Origin of the sequence: Rothia sp. HMSC066G07, from assembly GCF_001814485.1 — a bacterium.
In the GTDB taxonomy this organism is placed as follows: domain Bacteria; phylum Actinomycetota; class Actinomycetes; order Actinomycetales; family Micrococcaceae; genus Rothia.
In genome coordinates, this window is sequence record NZ_KV816927.1 from 1 (window position 1) to 17,311 (window position 17,311).

At 59.9% G+C, this 17,311-nt stretch carries 11 protein-coding genes; 7 read left to right on the top strand and 4 right to left on the bottom strand.

The features are described 5' to 3' along the window. Window positions 1-74 precede the first annotated feature (74 nt). On the bottom strand, window positions 75-1,496 hold the full coding sequence (locus HMPREF2971_RS09250) for a pentapeptide repeat-containing protein (RefSeq protein ID WP_141755860.1): 1,422 nt from the start codon (window positions 1,494-1,496) through the stop codon (window positions 75-77). Window positions 1,497-2,244: 748 nt separating this feature from the next. Here HMPREF2971_RS09250 and dnaK point away from each other — a divergent pair. The 4 genes from dnaK (at window position 2,245) to HMPREF2971_RS05815 (ending at window position 6,518) form a co-directional block, all read left to right on the top strand. Then, entirely contained in the window at window positions 2,245-4,077 is a 1,833-nt protein-coding gene (gene dnaK / locus HMPREF2971_RS05800) for a molecular chaperone DnaK (RefSeq protein WP_070604420.1), read from the top strand. A 2-nt stretch (window positions 4,078-4,079) separates the two neighbouring features. Then, entirely contained in the window at window positions 4,080-4,658 is a 579-nt protein-coding gene (locus HMPREF2971_RS05805) for a nucleotide exchange factor GrpE (protein ID WP_070691869.1), read from the top strand. Window positions 4,659-5,000: 342 nt separating this feature from the next. Continuing rightward, window positions 5,001-6,008: a DnaJ domain-containing protein gene (locus HMPREF2971_RS05810; RefSeq protein ID WP_070691870.1), complete on the top strand. Its 1,008-nt coding sequence runs from the start codon at window positions 5,001-5,003 to the stop codon at window positions 6,006-6,008. Between the two features lie 3 nt (window positions 6,009-6,011). Then, window positions 6,012-6,518, top strand: a complete 507-nt coding sequence (locus HMPREF2971_RS05815) for a heat shock protein transcriptional repressor HspR (RefSeq protein WP_049341461.1) — start codon at window positions 6,012-6,014, stop codon at window positions 6,516-6,518. Between the two features lie 257 nt (window positions 6,519-6,775). On the opposite strand, the gene trmB is transcribed toward HMPREF2971_RS05815, so the two are convergent. Continuing rightward, a complete protein-coding gene (gene trmB / locus HMPREF2971_RS05820; RefSeq protein ID WP_070691872.1) occupies window positions 6,776-7,582 on the bottom strand; it encodes a tRNA (guanosine(46)-N7)-methyltransferase TrmB in 807 nt (268 codons plus the stop codon). 504 nt (window positions 7,583-8,086) lie between these two features. Between trmB and HMPREF2971_RS05825 the strand changes: the two genes are divergently transcribed. Further along, window positions 8,087-9,568: an amino acid permease gene (locus HMPREF2971_RS05825; protein WP_070691874.1), complete on the top strand. Its 1,482-nt coding sequence runs from the start codon at window positions 8,087-8,089 to the stop codon at window positions 9,566-9,568. Between the two features lie 437 nt (window positions 9,569-10,005). After that, on the top strand, window positions 10,006-11,481 hold the full coding sequence (locus HMPREF2971_RS05830; protein ID WP_070691876.1) for an amino acid permease: 1,476 nt from the start codon (window positions 10,006-10,008) through the stop codon (window positions 11,479-11,481). A gap of 178 nt (window positions 11,482-11,659) precedes the next feature. Here the strand turns inward: HMPREF2971_RS05830 and HMPREF2971_RS05835 are convergent, their stop codons facing one another. Next, window positions 11,660-13,276 (bottom strand): dehydrogenase, encoded by a 1,617-nt coding sequence (locus tag HMPREF2971_RS05835; protein ID WP_070691877.1) that lies wholly within the window; start codon window positions 13,274-13,276, stop codon window positions 11,660-11,662. 413 nt (window positions 13,277-13,689) lie between these two features. On the opposite strand from HMPREF2971_RS05835, the gene HMPREF2971_RS05840 reads away from it, so the two are divergent. Beyond that, window positions 13,690-16,239: a helix-hairpin-helix domain-containing protein gene (locus HMPREF2971_RS05840; protein WP_210398876.1), complete on the top strand. Its 2,550-nt coding sequence runs from the start codon at window positions 13,690-13,692 to the stop codon at window positions 16,237-16,239. Window positions 16,240-16,440: 201 nt separating this feature from the next. On the opposite strand, the gene HMPREF2971_RS05845 is transcribed toward HMPREF2971_RS05840, so the two are convergent. Beyond that, entirely contained in the window at window positions 16,441-17,277 is an 837-nt protein-coding gene (locus HMPREF2971_RS05845) for an aldo/keto reductase (RefSeq protein ID WP_049350026.1), read from the bottom strand. Window positions 17,278-17,311: the final 34 nt, after the last annotated feature.

A 17,311-nucleotide genomic window follows, 5' to 3' on the forward strand; every position in this document is an offset into this window, starting at 1 on the left:
ATAGCGTCCAAGTTTCGGGGCGCAGTTCAATATGTGCAGACGGGGCTTCTTCTTTATAAGGCCAATATTTGGTGTTACTCTGCAGGGTTGCTGACTCGGGTATATTCCTGTTTTTTCTCATCCCATGAATCAGGATCGTAAAGACGGGAATTCACAGGAATCTTCGCCTCAAACCGTTTGTATCTTCTTTTACCCACGAGAGTTACAGATTTGACATCTATTTTGGACATATCAGGATGGTTTAAATTAAGAAAATTATGCACGGAGGAACAATTGAAAATAGCGCCTTCAAAGAAAACTTGGCCATCTTGTAGAACTGGCGTGATTATAGTGGATCCTTTGAAAATTGAACTTTCGAATATTGCGCCTGCCTTAAGCGTCGTTGCCTGAAAATTTAATTCTTTTTCAAAACACGAATCACTGAAAAGAGCTGTCCCCTGGAAGTATGCGCATGAGAAGGAAGCGTCTCCAAAATAATGAGTATCTGCAAATATTGGAATTCCTTGGAAGTCTGAAAAACTAAAATCTGCTAGCCCAAAAAATTTTGAATTGCGAAAATTTGGATTGAAAAACCTTAGCCTGTTAAGAGGGTAGAAAATGGTTGATTTACTAAAGTTAAATTCAAACACATGCCATGATGTGTAATCTCGTTTTTCTTTCTCATCAAGGGGGTGAAGACGGACGCTTATCTCATCAAAAATGCTTCGGCGTACTTCCTGTTCTTCGCGAAAGGTTGCCTGGTCTGTGAAGAAGTCTCCTGCGTAGTCAGTAGGAGGTGTGTCAGTGCTGAGAATTATTGCTTTTTGCGCCAAAGGGAAAGGTGAACGAACATACTCGCATAAAATATTTATAATATTTTGCCCATTTTTGTGAGCCTGCTCTTCGGGGATATCGGAGTCACTGAGCCACTCGTCTGCAATAGATGCAAGGCCGTGGATGGCGTTAATTTTTGAATAATAATTTTCGCTTCTTAAATTATCCACAAGAAGCCTGGTTCGTTCATGGCGCTGAGATTGGGCGTCAGAAGAGATGTTCTGGACAATGGATATGTGGTTATTTGATGGTTTCTGCATGACTCCGAAGATTCCGAGAGATGCAGAGATAAACCCGACATAATCATTAATAAATTTTAGATTCAGTATCGATAATGAGGCAAAAATGAATCCCGCTGGGAAAGTAAGATATTTTAAATCTTTAAGCAGGTATTCTATAAAATTTTCAGATTTTGATTTTGAATTATTCCAGAGAATTAGCATATATATTATAAAAATTACCGAAAGGATGGAGAATGTTAATATGTTTAAGAATTCATATTCAAATGGAAATGGTGCATTTTTTAGTGAATTTTGAAATATTGATATTAGGCCATGGAGGATTAGAGCGATGGCAAAAATCCAACCCGGTATTTTCATTGATTTATATTTGGAGGTTCTGCTTGTGGGTGCACTGGTAAGTCCACGACTGCCAGTATGCGCGGGGCTACTTTGCTCTTGCATCGGAGTCTCCTGTCTGCTTCGAGAGGATGGGGGCGTAACCAGCATACGGCAGGTGGGTAGCCTCAAGCCACAGGTGAAGGTTAGAGAATTACGGGTCGGACAAGCGGAGATGCCCTCGTCGGGAGAGCGAAAGAGTTTGCAGATTGGTTCTCCATATATAGGAGTGATTCTTTGATATCTCGCTCTGAATGCCTCACGGCGGGCGCTCGTAGTTGGGGTACCTGCACGAAGCGTACCTCTAGCAACGCTGCTAGAGGTCTAGCTTCCTGGCTCAAAAATCGCTCCGCACCTCCTATATAGGAGTCTCTTGGTGCCTCTCATACCCCAATTTTCAGTTTTCCGCCCCTTTTTTAAAAATTTTTTCGCCCAACCACCCCGGCACAGTCCGCCGTGCGCTGAATCGCCGCGCCGCGCCCTCACCCAGACTAAAAACCGCGGAATTCCGCGGCAAAACGCCCCATTCACACCTCGCCGCCGCCCCAAAAATCACCCGCAAAACACCCACCCAGAGCCCTAAAACACCCACCCCTCACGCCCCTCCGCATAAAAAAGTTGAGTAAAGTTCGCTCAACTCTATTGACACCCCAGCCAGGGGAGTGCATACTTGAGTACATGAGGCTCAAGGAAGCCGCGCAGACCACCCCACACGGGGTGGCACGCGCAGCACCGACCGCCTCCAAAACTTTCAAACTATCCCGCCTCGCATTAGAAGAAGCGGGGCACTAACACCTAAGGAGTGAATAAACATATGGCACGTGCAGTAGGTATTGACCTCGGTACCACCAACTCGGTCGTAGCAGCACTGGAAGGTGGCGACCCGGTCGTCATCGCTAACGCAGAGGGTACCCGCACCACCCCCTCCGTCGTCGCATTCTCCAAGGACGGCGAGGTTCTGGTCGGTAGCGTCGCAAAGCGTCAGGCAGTGACCAACGTCGACCGCACCATCTCCTCCGTCAAGCGCCACATGGGCACCGACTGGACCACCGAGATTGACGGCAAGAAGTACACCCCGCAGGAAATCTCCGCTCGTATCCTCATGAAGCTGAAGGGTGACGCAGAGGCATTCCTGAACGATAAGGTTACCGACGCCGTCATTACCGTTCCCGCATACTTCAACGACGCTGAGCGTCAGGCAACCAAGGAAGCCGGCGAGATTGCAGGCCTGAACGTCCTGCGTATCGTCAACGAGCCCACCGCCGCAGCACTCGCATACGGCCTGGACAAGGGTAAGGAAGACGAGCTCATCCTGGTCTTCGACCTCGGTGGCGGTACCTTCGACGTCTCCCTGCTGGAAGTCGGCAAGGACGACGACGGCTTCTCCACCATCCAGGTTCGCGCAACCAGCGGTGACAACCGCCTCGGTGGTGACGACTGGGACCACCGCGTCGTCGAGTGGCTGCTCGCACAGGTGAAGGCAAACACCGGCGCTGACCTGTCCAAGGACAAGATTGCTCTGCAGCGTCTGCAGGAGGCAGCTGAGCAGGCTAAGAAGGAGCTGTCCAGCGCTTCTAGCACCAACATCTCCCTGCAGTACCTGTCCGTGACCCCCGAGGGCCCCATCCACCTGGATGAGAAGCTGACCCGCGCAAAGTTCGAGGAACTGACCCGCGACCTGCTCGAGCGCACCAAGAAGCCCGTGCTCGACGTCATCAAGGAGGCCGGTGTGTCCATCTCCGAGATTTCTGAGGTCATCCTGGTCGGTGGCTCCACCCGTATGCCCGCCGTCGCTGAGCTCGTCAAGGAGCTCACCGGCCGCGAGCCCAACAAGGGCGTGAACCCCGACGAGGTCGTGGCAATGGGTGCAGCACTGCAGGCAGGCGTTCTGAAGGGCGACCGTAAGGACGTTCTGCTGATTGACGTCACCCCTCTCTCCCTCGGTATCGAGACCAAGGGCGGCGTGATGACCAAGCTGATCGAGCGCAACACCGCAATCCCGACCAAGCGTTCCGAGACCTTCACCACCGCAGAGGACAACCAGCCCTCCGTGACCATTCAGGTCTTCCAGGGTGAGCGTGAGTTCACTCGCGACAACAAGAACCTGGGTACCTTCGAGCTGACCGGCATCGCCCCCGCACCCCGTGGCGTGCCCCAGATTGAGGTCACCTTCGACATCGACGCAAACGGCATCGTGCACGTCTCCGCAAAGGACAAGGGCACCGGCGCTGAGCAGTCCATGACCATCACCGGCGGTACCTCCCTCTCCAAGGACGACATCGACCGCATGGTCAAGGACGCAGAGGCACACGCTGAGCAGGATAAGGCACGCCGCGAGGCTGCTGACACCCGCAACGCAGCTGAGTCCGTCGCATACTCCGTCGAGAAGCTCCTGAAGGAGAACGGCGACAAGCTGCCCGAGGACGTCAAGACCTCCGTTCAGGGCGATGTCGACGAGCTGAAGAAGGCACTCGAGGGCGACGACGACGCAGCAGTGAAGTCCGCATTCGAGAAGCTGCAGGCATCCCAGTCCAAGCTGGGCGAGGCACTCTACGCAGCAGCTCAGGCTGAGGCATCCGAGTCCAAGCCCGCCGCTGATGAGGACGTTGTCGACGCCGAGGTTATCGACGAAGACGAGAAGAAGTAATCATGGCTGAGCAGGAAAACACCACCCCCGACCCGCTGGAGGAGGCATTCAACGCCCCCGCAGCGGAAGGCCACCCCGAAGCTGAATCGGTCGAAAGCCCCGAGGAAGCTGCGGAAGCCGTCGAGGCTGAGCTCCAGGACGCCGTAGAAGCAGAATCTGCTGATGCGGCACTCGCCGCAGAGCGCCTGGACTCCCTGCTTCGCCTGCAGGCAGAGTTCACCAACTACAAGAACCGCACCGCCCGCGAAAAGGAGCAGCTGCGACTCTTCGTAATCAGTGACCTGGTCGGCGCACTGCTGCCGGTGTTCGACGACATCGACGCCGCACGCAAGCACGGCGACCTGCAGGACGGCCCCTTCGCCTCCATCGCTACCAAGCTCGAAGAGCTGCTCGGCAAGCAGGGCGTGGAGCGTTTCGGTGAAGTAGGCGACGCCTTCGACCCGAACATCCACGAAGCTGTACTGCAGCAGCCCACCGACGAGGTGGCCGAGGATCATGTCTCCATGGTTCTGCGTTACGGCTACCGCGTGAACGACCGTGTGGTTCGTACCGCTCAGGTGGCTGTGGCTGTCGCACCGTAAGGTGGTCGGCTCAGCAATGGCTGAATAACTAACGACGGGCGGGTGCTCTCCCTGATGGGGGAGTGCCCGCCCTGTTGTTTGCCTGGGCTGCTGGCTTGGACTGTTCGCCCGGTGCGCCTGTTCTGCCGGGGTTGTTATACCCGGTGTGTTGGCGCGGGTTTTGGCGAGCTGTGGTGGCGGTTAAAGGCTTGTAGGGGCGCTATTTTTTGGGCTCAGCCCTTTCAAAATTGAGTCAAGTAGACTAAACTTTTATATAGAGTATTAAGACAAGCACGCGGTGCCCCTGCAAGCCGTCCCGTAACCGAGGAGGGCGGCGCATCACCGCAGAAGGAGAAACAAAACATGGCAAGTGAAAACTGGCTAACCGACGACTTTTACAAGGCACTGGGGGTTAGCGAAGACGCAAGCGAAAGCGACATCAAGAAGGCGTACCGCAAGCTCTCCCGCAAGTACCACCCGGACCTGAACCCCGGTGACGAGCAGGCTGAGAAGAAGTTCAAGGAAATCTCCGAGGCCTACGACGTGCTCTCCGACAAGAAGCAGCGAGAGGAGTACGACCAGATTCGCCGCTACGGCGCCGCAGGCATGGGCGCGGGCGGCTTCGGTGCAGGCGGCTTTAGCGGCGGCTACCCCGGCGCAGACGCCTTCGGCGGATTCCGCGGCGGCACCAGCGCCAATATCAACATTGATGACCTGCTCGGCGGCCTCTTCGGTGGTAGCGCCGGTGGCTCCCGACGCTCCGCAGGCTTCACTAGCGCCGACTTCGGCGGCATGGGTAGCGGCTTTGGCAACATGGGTAGCGACTTCGGCGGCGCGCAGCATGCGGCCCCCGAGGAAAGCACCACCAGCACCCGCATCAGCCTCGCCCAGGCATACACCGGCGCAACCGTGACCGTGTTCCTGCCGGACGGCTCCCACACCGAGGCACGCATCCCCGCAGGCATTAAGGACGGCCAGAAGGTCCGCCTGCGCGGCAAGGGCCTGCACGGCGGCGACCTGAAGGTCACCGTGCGCGTTTCCGATGACTCCGTGTACTCGCGCGAGGGCAACAACCTGATTATGCGTGCGCCCGTCACCCTCGCCGAGGCCGTCGACGGCGCAGTGATTGAGGTGCCCCTGCCCGACGCATCCACCGTGAAGCTGCGCCTGGCACCCGGCCAGGTCGGCCGCCGACTGCGCGCTAAGGGCCGCGGCTTCAAGGCTAAGGGCGGCGACGGCGACCTGCTGGTCATCCCCGAAATTGTTCTGCCCACCGAGCTGAGCGCAGAGGCGCAGGAAGCATTCGATAAGTTCGTAAAACTGGCACCGCAGGAGAACCCGCGTAAGGATCTGTTGAAGAAGGCGAAGTAAACCATGGCATCTCGAGAATCATCATCTAAGTCCCGTAGCGGCAAGCCGTTGCACAGCGTGGACCTGCCGGTTTTCGTGATTTCTGTGGCAGCTGAGCTGGCGGGCATGCACCCGCAGACCCTGCGCCAGTACGACCGCATCGGCCTGGTCCAGCCTTCGCGTGCGCCCGGTAAGGCGCGCCGCTATTCGCAGCGTGACGTGAATCGTCTGCAGCAGATTCAGCAGCTCTCGCAGGAGGGCGTCTCCCTGGAGGGTATTCGCCGCATTATTGAGCTGGAGTCCCTCGTGGAGGAGCAGCAGGAGCAGATTGCGGCGCTGCAGCGTCAGGTCGAGGATGCGAAGGTGAAGCTGGGCTTGGCGGAGCGCGTGTTCGCTGCCGGTACCAGCGGCGACGTGGTGCATATTGCCCGCGGTACCCGCCCGGCGCCTCGTCAGCGTTCTTCGGCTGTGGTGTTGTACCGTCAGCGTCACCAGTCGGCTACGGCGGATGATACGAAGCCGCAGCGCTAAACCGGCTAAACCCGCTACACTGGGATAAACGGTTCGGCTGTTCTAGCCTATTTGCGCTAGTCGGCCACCCATATAGGCTTGTGCGTCTTAGCGTTGTGCGAGCGAGGTAGGGTAGACCCCCGCCCGCATGCACTCAGACCCACACACAAGGAGGTGAGGCTCCCCGAATGATCGGGGAGCCTCACCTGCTTTAACGTATGCACTTTGCGCGGTGGCGGGAAATCACCTGGCGGTAACTCTCGCTAACGCTGACCCGCTTACTTGCGGCGGTAGGTCAGATCGTGCGCGCGTCGGCCCGCCTCCTGAGCCTTACGCTCAAAGCTGGTGAGGGTACGACCCTCCCAACGCGGAGCCCAACCACCCAGCGGATCCTCCTCGGTCGCACCGGCGCCGGGGTTCACGTTCTCAAAGTCGGGGTGCGCCTCCAGAACCTCACGCATGACCAGGGCGTACTCCTCCCAGTCAGTCGCCAGGCGCCAAATGCCGCCTGGCTTGAGCACGCGCGCAACCTTATCAGCGAACGCCGGGGACACCAGGCGGCGCTTGTGGTGGCGGGACTTGTGCCAGGGGTCCGGGAAGAACACCCACAGCTCGTCCACGGAGTTCTCCTCAAACATGTTGTCGAGCAGCTCGGGTGCGTTCGCCTGAGCCACACGCACGTTCTCCACGCCGGCGTTGCCCATCTTCAGCAGCAGGTCCGCGATGCCGGGGGTGTACACCTCAACGGCGAGGAAGTTCGCCTCGGGCACCTCAGCTGCGCGGTGCACGATTGCCTCGCCCAGACCGGAACCGATCTCTACGACCTGGTACGCCTCACGGCCGTAAATCTTCACCGGGTCGAAAGTTGCCTCGGGGGACACGGAGGTGTCGGTGCGCAGGCGCGGAATGTCCAGCACATGGGTGGGGGAGTAGGTGTCCCACGCCTTCTGGCGGCGCGCGGTGAGGCGGTCGCCGCGGCGGACGAAGGAGTAGGGCTGGCGGAAGAATTCCTCAGGAACCGGCTTCTTGGCCTTTTCTTCGGTGGATTCGGGTGCCTGGCTAGGCTGCGTGTTCTCAGTAGACATACCTAAAAGAATAGCGTAGCGCCGCTACACCGTGCGGTTTCGCGGCGCGCAGGGCTGGCGTGACGCTGAACTAGCCGGGCGTGAGACTGAACTAGCCGGGAGTATGCCGGTCTGAGAAACACAGAAATTCAGTGCGCAGACAAAAGTGCGGCGGCTCAGGGGTGATGCGAGGCGTGTATCGGGTGAAGGTTGAGAGATGTCACAGGCTCGCCCCGTCCCAATCGTCCCGTCTCAAAAATCTGGTGATGTTGTATTCCTTGTACTTGTGTGGGTATGAGGGGGTAAAATTTGAAATTATGCATTCTCTGCATAACCCTTTATCGGCGATGCAAGAAATCGGAAGCCCCGCGAAATCGGAGCCCACAAGCCCAAGCGCACCGCGCAAGCTATGGATGCGGGAATTTCTCCTCCATACACGCCGCTAAGGATTATGCATGAATACCAACCACCCGGACTCGCCCCCGAGTGAAATTTAGGGCGAATCGACGCAGGAAAGAGAAATACGTGACACAGCAGCCAACGCAGCACAACTCCGTCACCGGCCTAGACTCCGAAGCAGAGCACTCTAAGCTTCAGCGCGGACTAAGCTACCGACACATCCAGCTGATCGCTATTGGCGGCGCCATCGGCACCGGCCTTTTCCTCGGCTCGGCAAAGACCATCGCCTTGACCGGCCCCTCCATCGTCTTTGTGTATGCGATTATCGGGAGCGTTATCTACTTTGTTCTGCGCGCCATGGGCGAGATTCTGCTCTCCAACCCCAAGTACAAGTCCTTCACCGACTTCATCACCGACATCCTCGGTCTGCGCGCCGGCTTCTTCGTCGGCTGGTCGTACTGGTTCTTCTGGGTCGTCACAGGTATCGCGGACGTCATTGCTATTACCGGCTACGTGCAATACTGGCTACCCGACGTGCCCAAGTTTATTCCTGCGCTCACTGTCATCGTGGCGCTACTGCTGCTGAACCTGCCCTCGGTGAAGAACTTCGGCGAAATCGAGTTCTGGTTCGCCGTCATTAAAATCGTCGCCATTGTGCTGCTCATTGTGGTGGGTGCGCTTATGGTCGCCTTCAGCTTCACCTCGCCCGACGGTACTGTCGCCTCCGTAACGAACCTCTGGGATCACCCCGGCCCCTCCGGTAGCGGCATCTTCACTCAGGGTCTGACCGGCTTCCTGGGCGCCTTCCAGATTGCGCTTTTCGCTTTCGTGGGCGCTGAGCTGGTCGGTGCCGCCGTTGCGGAAACCGAGCACCCCGAACGCACCCTGCCCAAGGCAATTAACGCGGTGCCCTTCCGCATTGGCCTCTTCTACGCTATGCCGCTGCTGACCATCCTCGCCGTCACCCCCTGGGACAAGCTGGATAAGTCCATGAGCCCCTTCGTGGGCATGTTCTCCCTGGCTGGCATTGGTATTGCCGCCTCCCTGGTGAACTTTGTGGTGCTGACCTCCGCGGCGTCCTCGGCGAACTCCGGTATTTTCTCGACCTCCCGCATGGTGTACGGCCTGGCGCACGACGGTGCCGCACCCTCCGCACTGGGCAAGCTCACCAAGAACGGTGTGCCCGCGAACGCCCTGTACCTGACCACCGTGATGCTGCTGTTCAGCCTGGTCATGCTGTACGCCGGTAGCGGCATCATGGAGGCGTTCACCGTGGTGACCTCCGTGGCGTCGATGATGGGTATCTTCACCTGGAGCATGATCCTGATTGCGTACCTGGTGTACCGCAAGAAGTTCCCGGAGCGCCACGAAGCGTCCGAGTATAAGATGCCCTGGGGTATTGGCATGAGCTGGTTTGGTCTGGTCTTCTTTGCCGTGATGGTTTACGCCCTGAGCCTGTACCCGGATACCGCTGTCGGTCTGGCTCTGACCCCCGTCTGGTTCATTGCTCTGGCTATCGGCTACGAGATCCTGACTCGCCGTCACGCTGCCAAGCGTGCCCGCGCGTTGACTTCTGAAAACACTGCTGACGAGGCTTCTCAGAAGTAATTTTATTCTTGCTTTGGTGCGTATTGGTATAGCGTTCAAGCCCCGTTTTCACATTCTTTTCGGATGTGGAAGCGGGGCTTGCGTGTGTTTCGGGGTGCGATGGGGGGGATAGTTCACGCCGGGTAGTATGACCTAAATAATAGACATAAATCACAATTTTTGCTGAAAATCCACCCCTGAACCCCCAATACCCTGTAGAATAACTATTCAAATAGCTGCGAGAGCTCCCAGAAAAACTCCGCGTTAGTCGATAGCGTGACACTTCCGAACACAGCGCGGTAACTGGTAGAGCCCCAGTCGCGCCCCGAAATCCGGGGCCGCCCCGCAAAGTAACTAGCCGCATATTCATACAGAGATTCTGTCTGCTGCGATATGACAGTTGTTATCCAGCAACGGCACATGCGGTACGGGGTACCAACCGCAGAAAAGAGGACGTCGTGACTGAACAGAACAACGTCAGCCTGAATCCTAAAGCTCCCGAACAGGGAGAACGACTGCACCGCGGTCTGAGCAACCGCCACATCCAGCTCATTGCAATCGGCGGTGCCATCGGCACCGGCCTGTTCATGGGCTCCGGCCGCGCCATCTCCATGGCAGGCCCCTCCGTGATTTTCGTGTACATGCTTATTGGTGCCGTCATCTTCCTGGTGCTGCGAGCCATGGGCGAGATCCTTCTCTCCAACCTGAAGTACAAGTCCTTCTCCGACTTCACCACCGACCTGGTCGGCCCCATGGCCGGGTTCTTCCTCGGCTGGTCCTACTGGTTCATGTGGGTGGTCACCGCCGTCGCGGATATCATCGCAATTGTTGGCTACCTGCGTATGTGGTGGCCCGACCTGCAGGCATGGATTCCGGCGCTCGCCGTCATCGGTGTTCTGCTGACCCTGAACCTGGTGTCCGTGAAGAACTTCGGCGAAATCGAATTCTGGTTCGCCATGATCAAGATTGTCGCCATCGTTGCCCTGATTATTGTTGGCGGCGGCATGGTCGCTATCGGCTTCACCTCGCCCAGTGGCGCGCAGGCATCCGTCGCAAACCTCTGGAACGACGGCGGTATGTTCCCGAACCACTTCATCGGCTTCCTCGGCGCATTCCAGATTGCCGTCTTCGCGTTCATGGGCTCAGAGCTCGTCGGTACCACCGCGGCAGAAACCAAGGACCCCGAAAAGACCCTGCCCAGGGCAATCAACGCCGTGCCGGTGCGCATCATGGTCTTCTACGTGGGTGCGCTCGTCACCATCCTGATGGTTACCCCCTGGCGCCTCGTCAGCCCCGATAGGAGCCCCTTCGTCGCCATGTTCACCCTGGCGGGCCTGGGCATCGCCGCGCACATCATCAACTTCGTGGTGATTACCAGCGCAACCTCCTCGGCGAACTCCGGTATCTTCTCGACCTCGCGCATGGCCTTCGGCCTGGCCCGCGAGCGCAGCGCACCCGCGTTCCTGGGTAAGGTTTCCAAGGCCGGCGTGCCGCGTAACGCGCTGTTCCTCTCGGCCGTGATGCTGCTGTCCTCCATTGTGCTGCTCTACGCGGGTGACTCGATTTCTAGCGCGTTCAACCTGGTCACCACCGTGGCTGCGGTACTCGTGATTTTCGCGTGGGCGATGATCATGGTCAGCTACCTGATGTACCGCAAGAAGTTCCCCTCGCGCCATGCGAAGTCGAAGTTCCGCCTGCCCGGCGGCCGTTTCTCCGCGTGGCTGTCTCTGGTGTTCTTCGCCTTCACCATCGGCGTGCTGGCCATGGATGAAGAAACCCTCAGGGGTCTGCTCGCGATGCCCGTCTGGTTCGCGATTCTGGGCATTGGTTGGTTCTTCAAGCGCCGCGCGGATGCACGCCGCCACGAGGCGATTTCGACCCGCACCGCGCAGATTGCGATTGTGGAGGCGTCCGAGATTTTCTCGGCACGCTAAGCCGTATCTACTATCTGCGCCGGCTATCGGTGCCGGCTGCCGCAGCTGGTATCCCGTGCATGCGTAAAGCCCGCGCCCCCACCTCCTTTGCAGGAGGTGGGGGCGCGGGCTTTCGCTATCTCCAGGGATGAACCCGAGAGGCTCTAGAGATGAACTCGAGAGGCTCGCGGGAGTGCGCTTAGAGAGGCGCCACCTCAGCCTCTTCGGCAAGCGGGTCGTTGTCGTCATCGGTGCGGTAGAAATCCCAGCGTTCACAACCGCAACCCGAACGCATCGCCTCAATGACGGCGGCAGCTGCCTCCAGCGGGTCGAGCGCGTGCAGGTTCCACAGCGCATGCACCGGTACCGGGTGCCTCCAGCCGTGCTCCTGCAGGAACTCCGGGTCGAAGGCGGGCAGCGCCTCGACGGCGGGTTCAAGCTCGCAGAGGAAACCGGTGGGGGAGCGGAAAACCGTCACCACGGGGGTCGGGTCGGCATCTTCCAGGCAGGCTCCGTCGAAGAAGTAGTAGGTGCTCAGACGGCGGTTCCAGGCAAGCTGCGCGAGGCGTTCGCCGAAGACTTCCACCGTCTGCTCCCACTGGGTGCGGTGGTACGCCGCCAGGTCGGTGTGGGCGGTCTGCACCACGCCGATGCCCTGCTCGGTGAGTTCGCGGGCGCTCAGACGCGCGGGCTCTGCCGGTTCCGCCGGTTCTGCGGGAGCGCCCGCAGGGGAGCCGCCGTCCGGGGTATCCAACTCTGCTAGTTCTGCTTCGGTGAGCTCAGCGTTAGCCAACTCAGCGTTAGTCAGCTCAGCATCGAGGAGCTCAAGCTCCTCAGCGGCACTCAACTCGGCCTCATCCGACTCAGCGGCGCTCGCCTCCACAGCAGCTGCGTTTGCTTCGTTCTTCGTCCACAGGCGCAGCTCGCGGGCAATCTGCGTGCGTCCGCGATGCAGAGTCGTCTGCCAGGAGCCGAACTTGGCGCGTACCGCACCCAGCGGCGGCACCTCACCAATCAGAGTGGGAATGGTCGACCAGTAGCCGTAGTTCAGCGCCGTCGGCTCGCGGTCGTAGCGGGCGCAATAGCTCAAAAACAGGCTCAGAGTCTTCGGCGCAAAATCCTCGGGTACCGCCGCGGCGTCGATATACCACTCGTTTTCGAGCGCCTCCGCCGGGTAGATGCCGGTGCGGAGCATGCCCAAGGACCAGTCGCCGTCACCGAGGTAATCGTTGACGGTCTGAGCCGGTGCCGGCCACGCCGATTCGCCCTCCATGCTGGAGGCAAACAGGGTGTACAGGCTACCGCCCTCGGTGCCGATTTCTTTCACACCGCGCTGCCGGATGTCCTCGAGGGTCTGCGCGTACGCCTCTTCCTCCAGCTGGGAGTAGGGGTGCGCGGCAAGGTACTTGAGCGTTGCGCCAATCTTCGCCAGAACGTGCGCAATGTCTTCATTGCTGAAGTGGCGTGCCTCCAGCGCGGACGGCAGGTCGTGAATAATATCGCAATCAAGAATCAGTGCCGCGTACTCGGGCTCCGGAGGCAAATCGTAGGCTTCCGCGAAAACGTACCAGAGGCCGCATGCGAGTATCGTGTAGCTCGGAGCGTCTGCCGTGACCGGGCCAAACTGCCAGATGCCGGAGCTCAGCGCATAGTTCAGGTACTTCTTGTTGATGTGCGGGTACAGAAAGTTGAGGCGGCGGAGAACCTGGGTAGGGGTGAACCCCAGCGCGGCGAGTTCGGCGATGAGTTCCGCGTACTCGTCGTGAAAATCTAAGTAGCCCTCCGGCGCGTTTGATAGCGCGGCTTGTTCGCGCATGGGTCCCTCTTTCATCTGCGGGATGTGGCGGCACCTTGTCGTACCGTGCCGCCGAAACCCTGAACGTGTGCACGCAGATAAGGGTGTTTGCGTGGCGTGAGTCCAGCTCTTATCTGCACGAATAAGAGATATTTTTTCAAAAAAATATGCTCTTTTATCTAAATTTATCGCTGAAACTAAGCACTATTCAAATACGTGAACCCCTAACACGGTTTCTTACGGAAAGATGACAATATTTAGCGCACCCACAGGGCAAAATGTGCGTAAAGACTCGTAATCTGCACTAGAAGATGCGATAGAAAAATACGCTTACCCGCACCCGCACAGGCGAGCAAAATACGCCCCGCGCTGACTCTTTTCTCAGCATTACCGGCCAACCCATGAGCCGCGGCGAAATATGCGAAACTGGAAGGATGAGCGAACACCCCCTCCCGAGCAGCATCCGCCCGCGCGCGGATCGAGCTGCAGACCCCGCGCCCAGCAGCGCCGCCGGCAACGAACCCAGCAGTGCCGCACACCGCGAAAAACACGAAACCGGCGGCAAGACTGAGCAGCCCGCCGAGCACCTCATCAACGCGCTCGCCATAGAAACCGGCATTGCGCCGCACCGCATCCGCGCAGCCGTGGCGCTGCTTGACGCCGACAACTCCGTACCCTTCATCGCCCGCTACCGCAAAGAAGCGACGGGCGCGCTCACCGACACCCAGCTGCGCACCATCCAGTCGCGCCTGGGTCAGCTCCGCGCCCTCGAAGAGCGCCGCAACCGCGTGCTCGAAGCGCTCACTGAACGCGCCGACGAAGGCCTCATCGACCCGCTCACCCTGCTGCAGCTGCGTTCCTCGCTCATGAACGCCGCCACCATCGCAGACGTGAACGCCATCTACGCCCCGTACCGCAGCGAGCGCGTGACCCGCGCCCAGATGGCGCGTGCCGCCGGGCTTGATTCCCTCGTCGAAGACCTGCTGGAGGTGCCCCTCGCCGAGGCGCACGCCATCGCCGCCGCATACATTACCGACGGCACCGAGGACGAGGACGAGGACGAGAGCATTGAGGTTGCAGAGGCGGACGAAGCCCTGCAGATTCACAGCGCCGAAGAGGCTCTCGACGGTGCCCGCGCGATCCTGATTGACCGCGCCCTCACCGACCCGGTGCTGAGCGAAAAGCTCCTCAAGCGCCTGCGTGAAGGCGGCGTGATTGAATCCCGCGTAATTGCCGGTCAGGAAAGCATTGGTGCGAAGTTCTCCGACTATTTCGCCTTCTCGGACCGTATTCGTTCCATTCCGCCGCACCGCGTGCTGGCGCTGCACCGCGCCAAGGATGCCGGCGTGGTGCGCCTCAAGGTGGATGTGGCACCCGCCCCCGTGGCGCTCAGCCGCTTGCGCGGTGCCGCCCGCGCCGAAGCCGAGGCCGCCGCCGAAAATTACGAGAACGTCCGTTCTGCATACGAGCGTGAAGTCGCCGCCGCGCTACGCATCCCCGTGCAGGTGCTCAACACCGTCGACGACGAAGACCGCGTACTCGGCTGGCTCGCCGCCACCGTGCGCACCGCATGGCGCAGCCACCTGCGCCCGCGCCTTGCCGAACGCATCCGCCACCAGCTACTCGACGCCGCCGCACAGCACGCGACCGAGGTGTTCGCCTCCAACCTGCGCGATATTCTGCTCGCCGCACCCGCCGGACACAAGACCACCCTCGGCCTGGACCCGGGCCTGCGCCACGGCGTGAAATACGCCGTAGTCGACGGCACCGGTGAGCCGCTGCGCGTGGGCACCGTCTACCCGCACGCCCCGCGCAACCAATGGGCAGAAGCACTGCGCGAGCTCGCCGCCGCCTGCCGCGAGCACGGCGTGGAACTCATCGCCATTGGCAACGGCACAGCAAGCCGCGAAACCGACAAGCTCGCCAGCGAACTGATCCGCACCCTGCGCGAGGAAGGCGCAGAAGCACCCCAGAAGGTGACGGTCTCCGAGGCGGGCGCCTCCGTCTACTCCGCCTCCGCCCTCGCCGCCGCCGAACTGCCCGACTACGACGTGACCGTACGCGGCGCCGTCTCCATTGCACGCCGCCTGCAGGACCCGCTCGCCGAGCTCGTCAAAATCGACCCGCAGTCCATCGGTGTGGGCCAGTACCAGCACGACGTGCCGCCCGCCGCCCTGCGTCGCGCCCTCAACGACACCGTCGAAGACTGCGTGAACGCCGTGGGCGTGAACCTCAACAGCGCCTCCGTGCAGCTACTCGCGCATGTGGCGGGCGTGGGCACCGCAACCGCCGAACGCATCGTCGCCTACCGCACCGAACACGGCGCCTTCACGAACCGTCAGCAGCTGCTGAACGTGCCGCGACTGGGTGCGAAAACCTTCCGCCAGGCGGCTGGATTCATCCGCATCCGCGGCGGTGAGGAGCCGCTGGACGCCTCCGCGGTGCACCCGGAAGCCTACCCGCTCGCGCGCCGCATTATTGCCGACGCGCAGGCACGCAATGGCGCCCACTGGGTTGCCGGCGCCCTGGGAACCTCGGACGGAACCGACCCGCTCGCCGGGCTGAACCCCGCCGACTACGTGCAGGACAGTCACGAACAGGACAGCCACGTGCCGGAGAGTGTGGAAGCCACCGCCGGCGTGTACACGGTCGAGGACATCTTCACCGAGCTGCGCCGCCCCGGCCTGGACCCGCGCGGTAGCTTCCGCACCGCCCGCTTCTCCGAATCCGTCTCCCACTTCGAGGACGTACGCCCCGGCATGGTGCTCGAGGGCACCGTCTCGAACGTGGCGGCATTCGGCGCGTTCGTGGATATTGGTGTGCACCAGGACGGCCTCGTGCACATCTCGCAGATGAGCCGCGGCTACGTGGCGAACCCGCACGATATTGTGCGCAGCGGCGACATTGTGCAGGTGCGCGTGGTGGAGGTTGACCCGGTACGCCGCCGCATCTCCCTCTCCCTGCTGGTGGAGGACGAGAACTAGCGGTGAAAGATAAGCTGCGGAGCGCTCGCTAAGGATAGCTCTACAAAAACCATCCAATCCGAGAACTCCAATCCGAGAACGAGCGTTCGCTAAAACTCAATCCTGAGAACGCAATAAAGCCCCGACAAGCACTATCTGTGCCTGTCGGGGCTTTACTCTGCCTAGCTTCAAGCCCCTAGACGCGGGACTCTACGCTCCAGCTTAGAAATCAATGTTCGCCGGGTCAGCGCCAATACGACCCTCGGGGCTGGAAAGCGCATCCACAGCCGCGATGTCCTCGGCGGTCAGCTTCACGTTCACCGACGCCAGGTTCTCCTCAATGCGGGAGGGGGTCGCGGACTTCGGGATAGCCACGGTGCCCTTAGCCAGGTGCCATGCCAGCACGACCTGCGCGGGGGTTGCGCCGTGGCGCTCCGCAATCTCAGCCAGCACGGGGTTCTGCAGCAGATCGCTACCGTTGCCCAGCGGGCTCCATGCCTGAGTCGCGATGCCGTACTCAGCGTGAACAGCACGCAGCGCCTCCTGCGAGAAGTAAGGGTGCAGCTCAACCTGGTGGATGACCGGAACCACGCCGGTCTCCTCGATAATCTCGCGCAACTGCTCCTCGGGGAAGTTCGAAACACCAATCGAACGGACCTTACCCTGCTTCTGCAGCTCAATCAGCGCACGCCAGGAATCCAGGTACAGACCCTGCTGCGGCTTAGCCCAGTGAATCAGATACATGTCAACGTAGTCGGTACCCAGCTTCTCCAAGGAAGCCTCGAACGCCTCGAAAGCGCTCTCGTAACCCTGGTCAGAGTTCCACAGCTTGGTGGTGAGGAAGATGTCTTCGCGAGCCACGCCGGAGTTAGCGATAGCGCGGCCCACGCCCGCCTCGTTGCCGTAGCTAGCGGCGGTGTCGATGTGGCGGTAGCCGATCTCCAGGGCGGTGCTCACAATCTTCTCGGCGACCTCGTCCTCAATCTGCCATACGCCGTAGCCCAGCTGCGGAATGGATCGGCCGTCGTTGAACTTTACATTGGGTACGTTGTAGCTCATGATGCTCCTTTTGAATCTGTGGGGAGGCGGCGCC

What these genes read in the sequence shown, in the direction of transcription:
- HMPREF2971_RS05840 (WP_210398876.1), top strand. Translation starts at nt 13,690, where the DNA reads ATGAGCGAACACCCCCTCCCGAGCAGCATCCGCCCGCGCGCGGATCGA.
- HMPREF2971_RS05815 (WP_049341461.1), top strand. Translation starts at nt 6,012, where the DNA reads ATGGCATCTCGAGAATCATCATCTAAGTCCCGTAGCGGCAAGCCGTTG.
- HMPREF2971_RS05805 (WP_070691869.1), top strand. Translation starts at nt 4,080, where the DNA reads ATGGCTGAGCAGGAAAACACCACCCCCGACCCGCTGGAGGAGGCATTC.
- HMPREF2971_RS05845 (WP_049350026.1), bottom strand. Translation starts at nt 17,277, where the DNA reads ATGAGCTACAACGTACCCAATGTAAAGTTCAACGACGGCCGATCCATT.
- HMPREF2971_RS05835 (WP_070691877.1), bottom strand. Translation starts at nt 13,276, where the DNA reads ATGCGCGAACAAGCCGCGCTATCAAACGCGCCGGAGGGCTACTTAGAT.
- HMPREF2971_RS09250 (WP_141755860.1), bottom strand. Translation starts at nt 1,496, where the DNA reads ATGCAAGAGCAAAGTAGCCCCGCGCATACTGGCAGTCGTGGACTTACC.
- HMPREF2971_RS05810 (WP_070691870.1), top strand. Translation starts at nt 5,001, where the DNA reads ATGGCAAGTGAAAACTGGCTAACCGACGACTTTTACAAGGCACTGGGG.
- trmB (WP_070691872.1), bottom strand. Translation starts at nt 7,582, where the DNA reads ATGTCTACTGAGAACACGCAGCCTAGCCAGGCACCCGAATCCACCGAA.
- dnaK (WP_070604420.1), top strand. Translation starts at nt 2,245, where the DNA reads ATGGCACGTGCAGTAGGTATTGACCTCGGTACCACCAACTCGGTCGTA.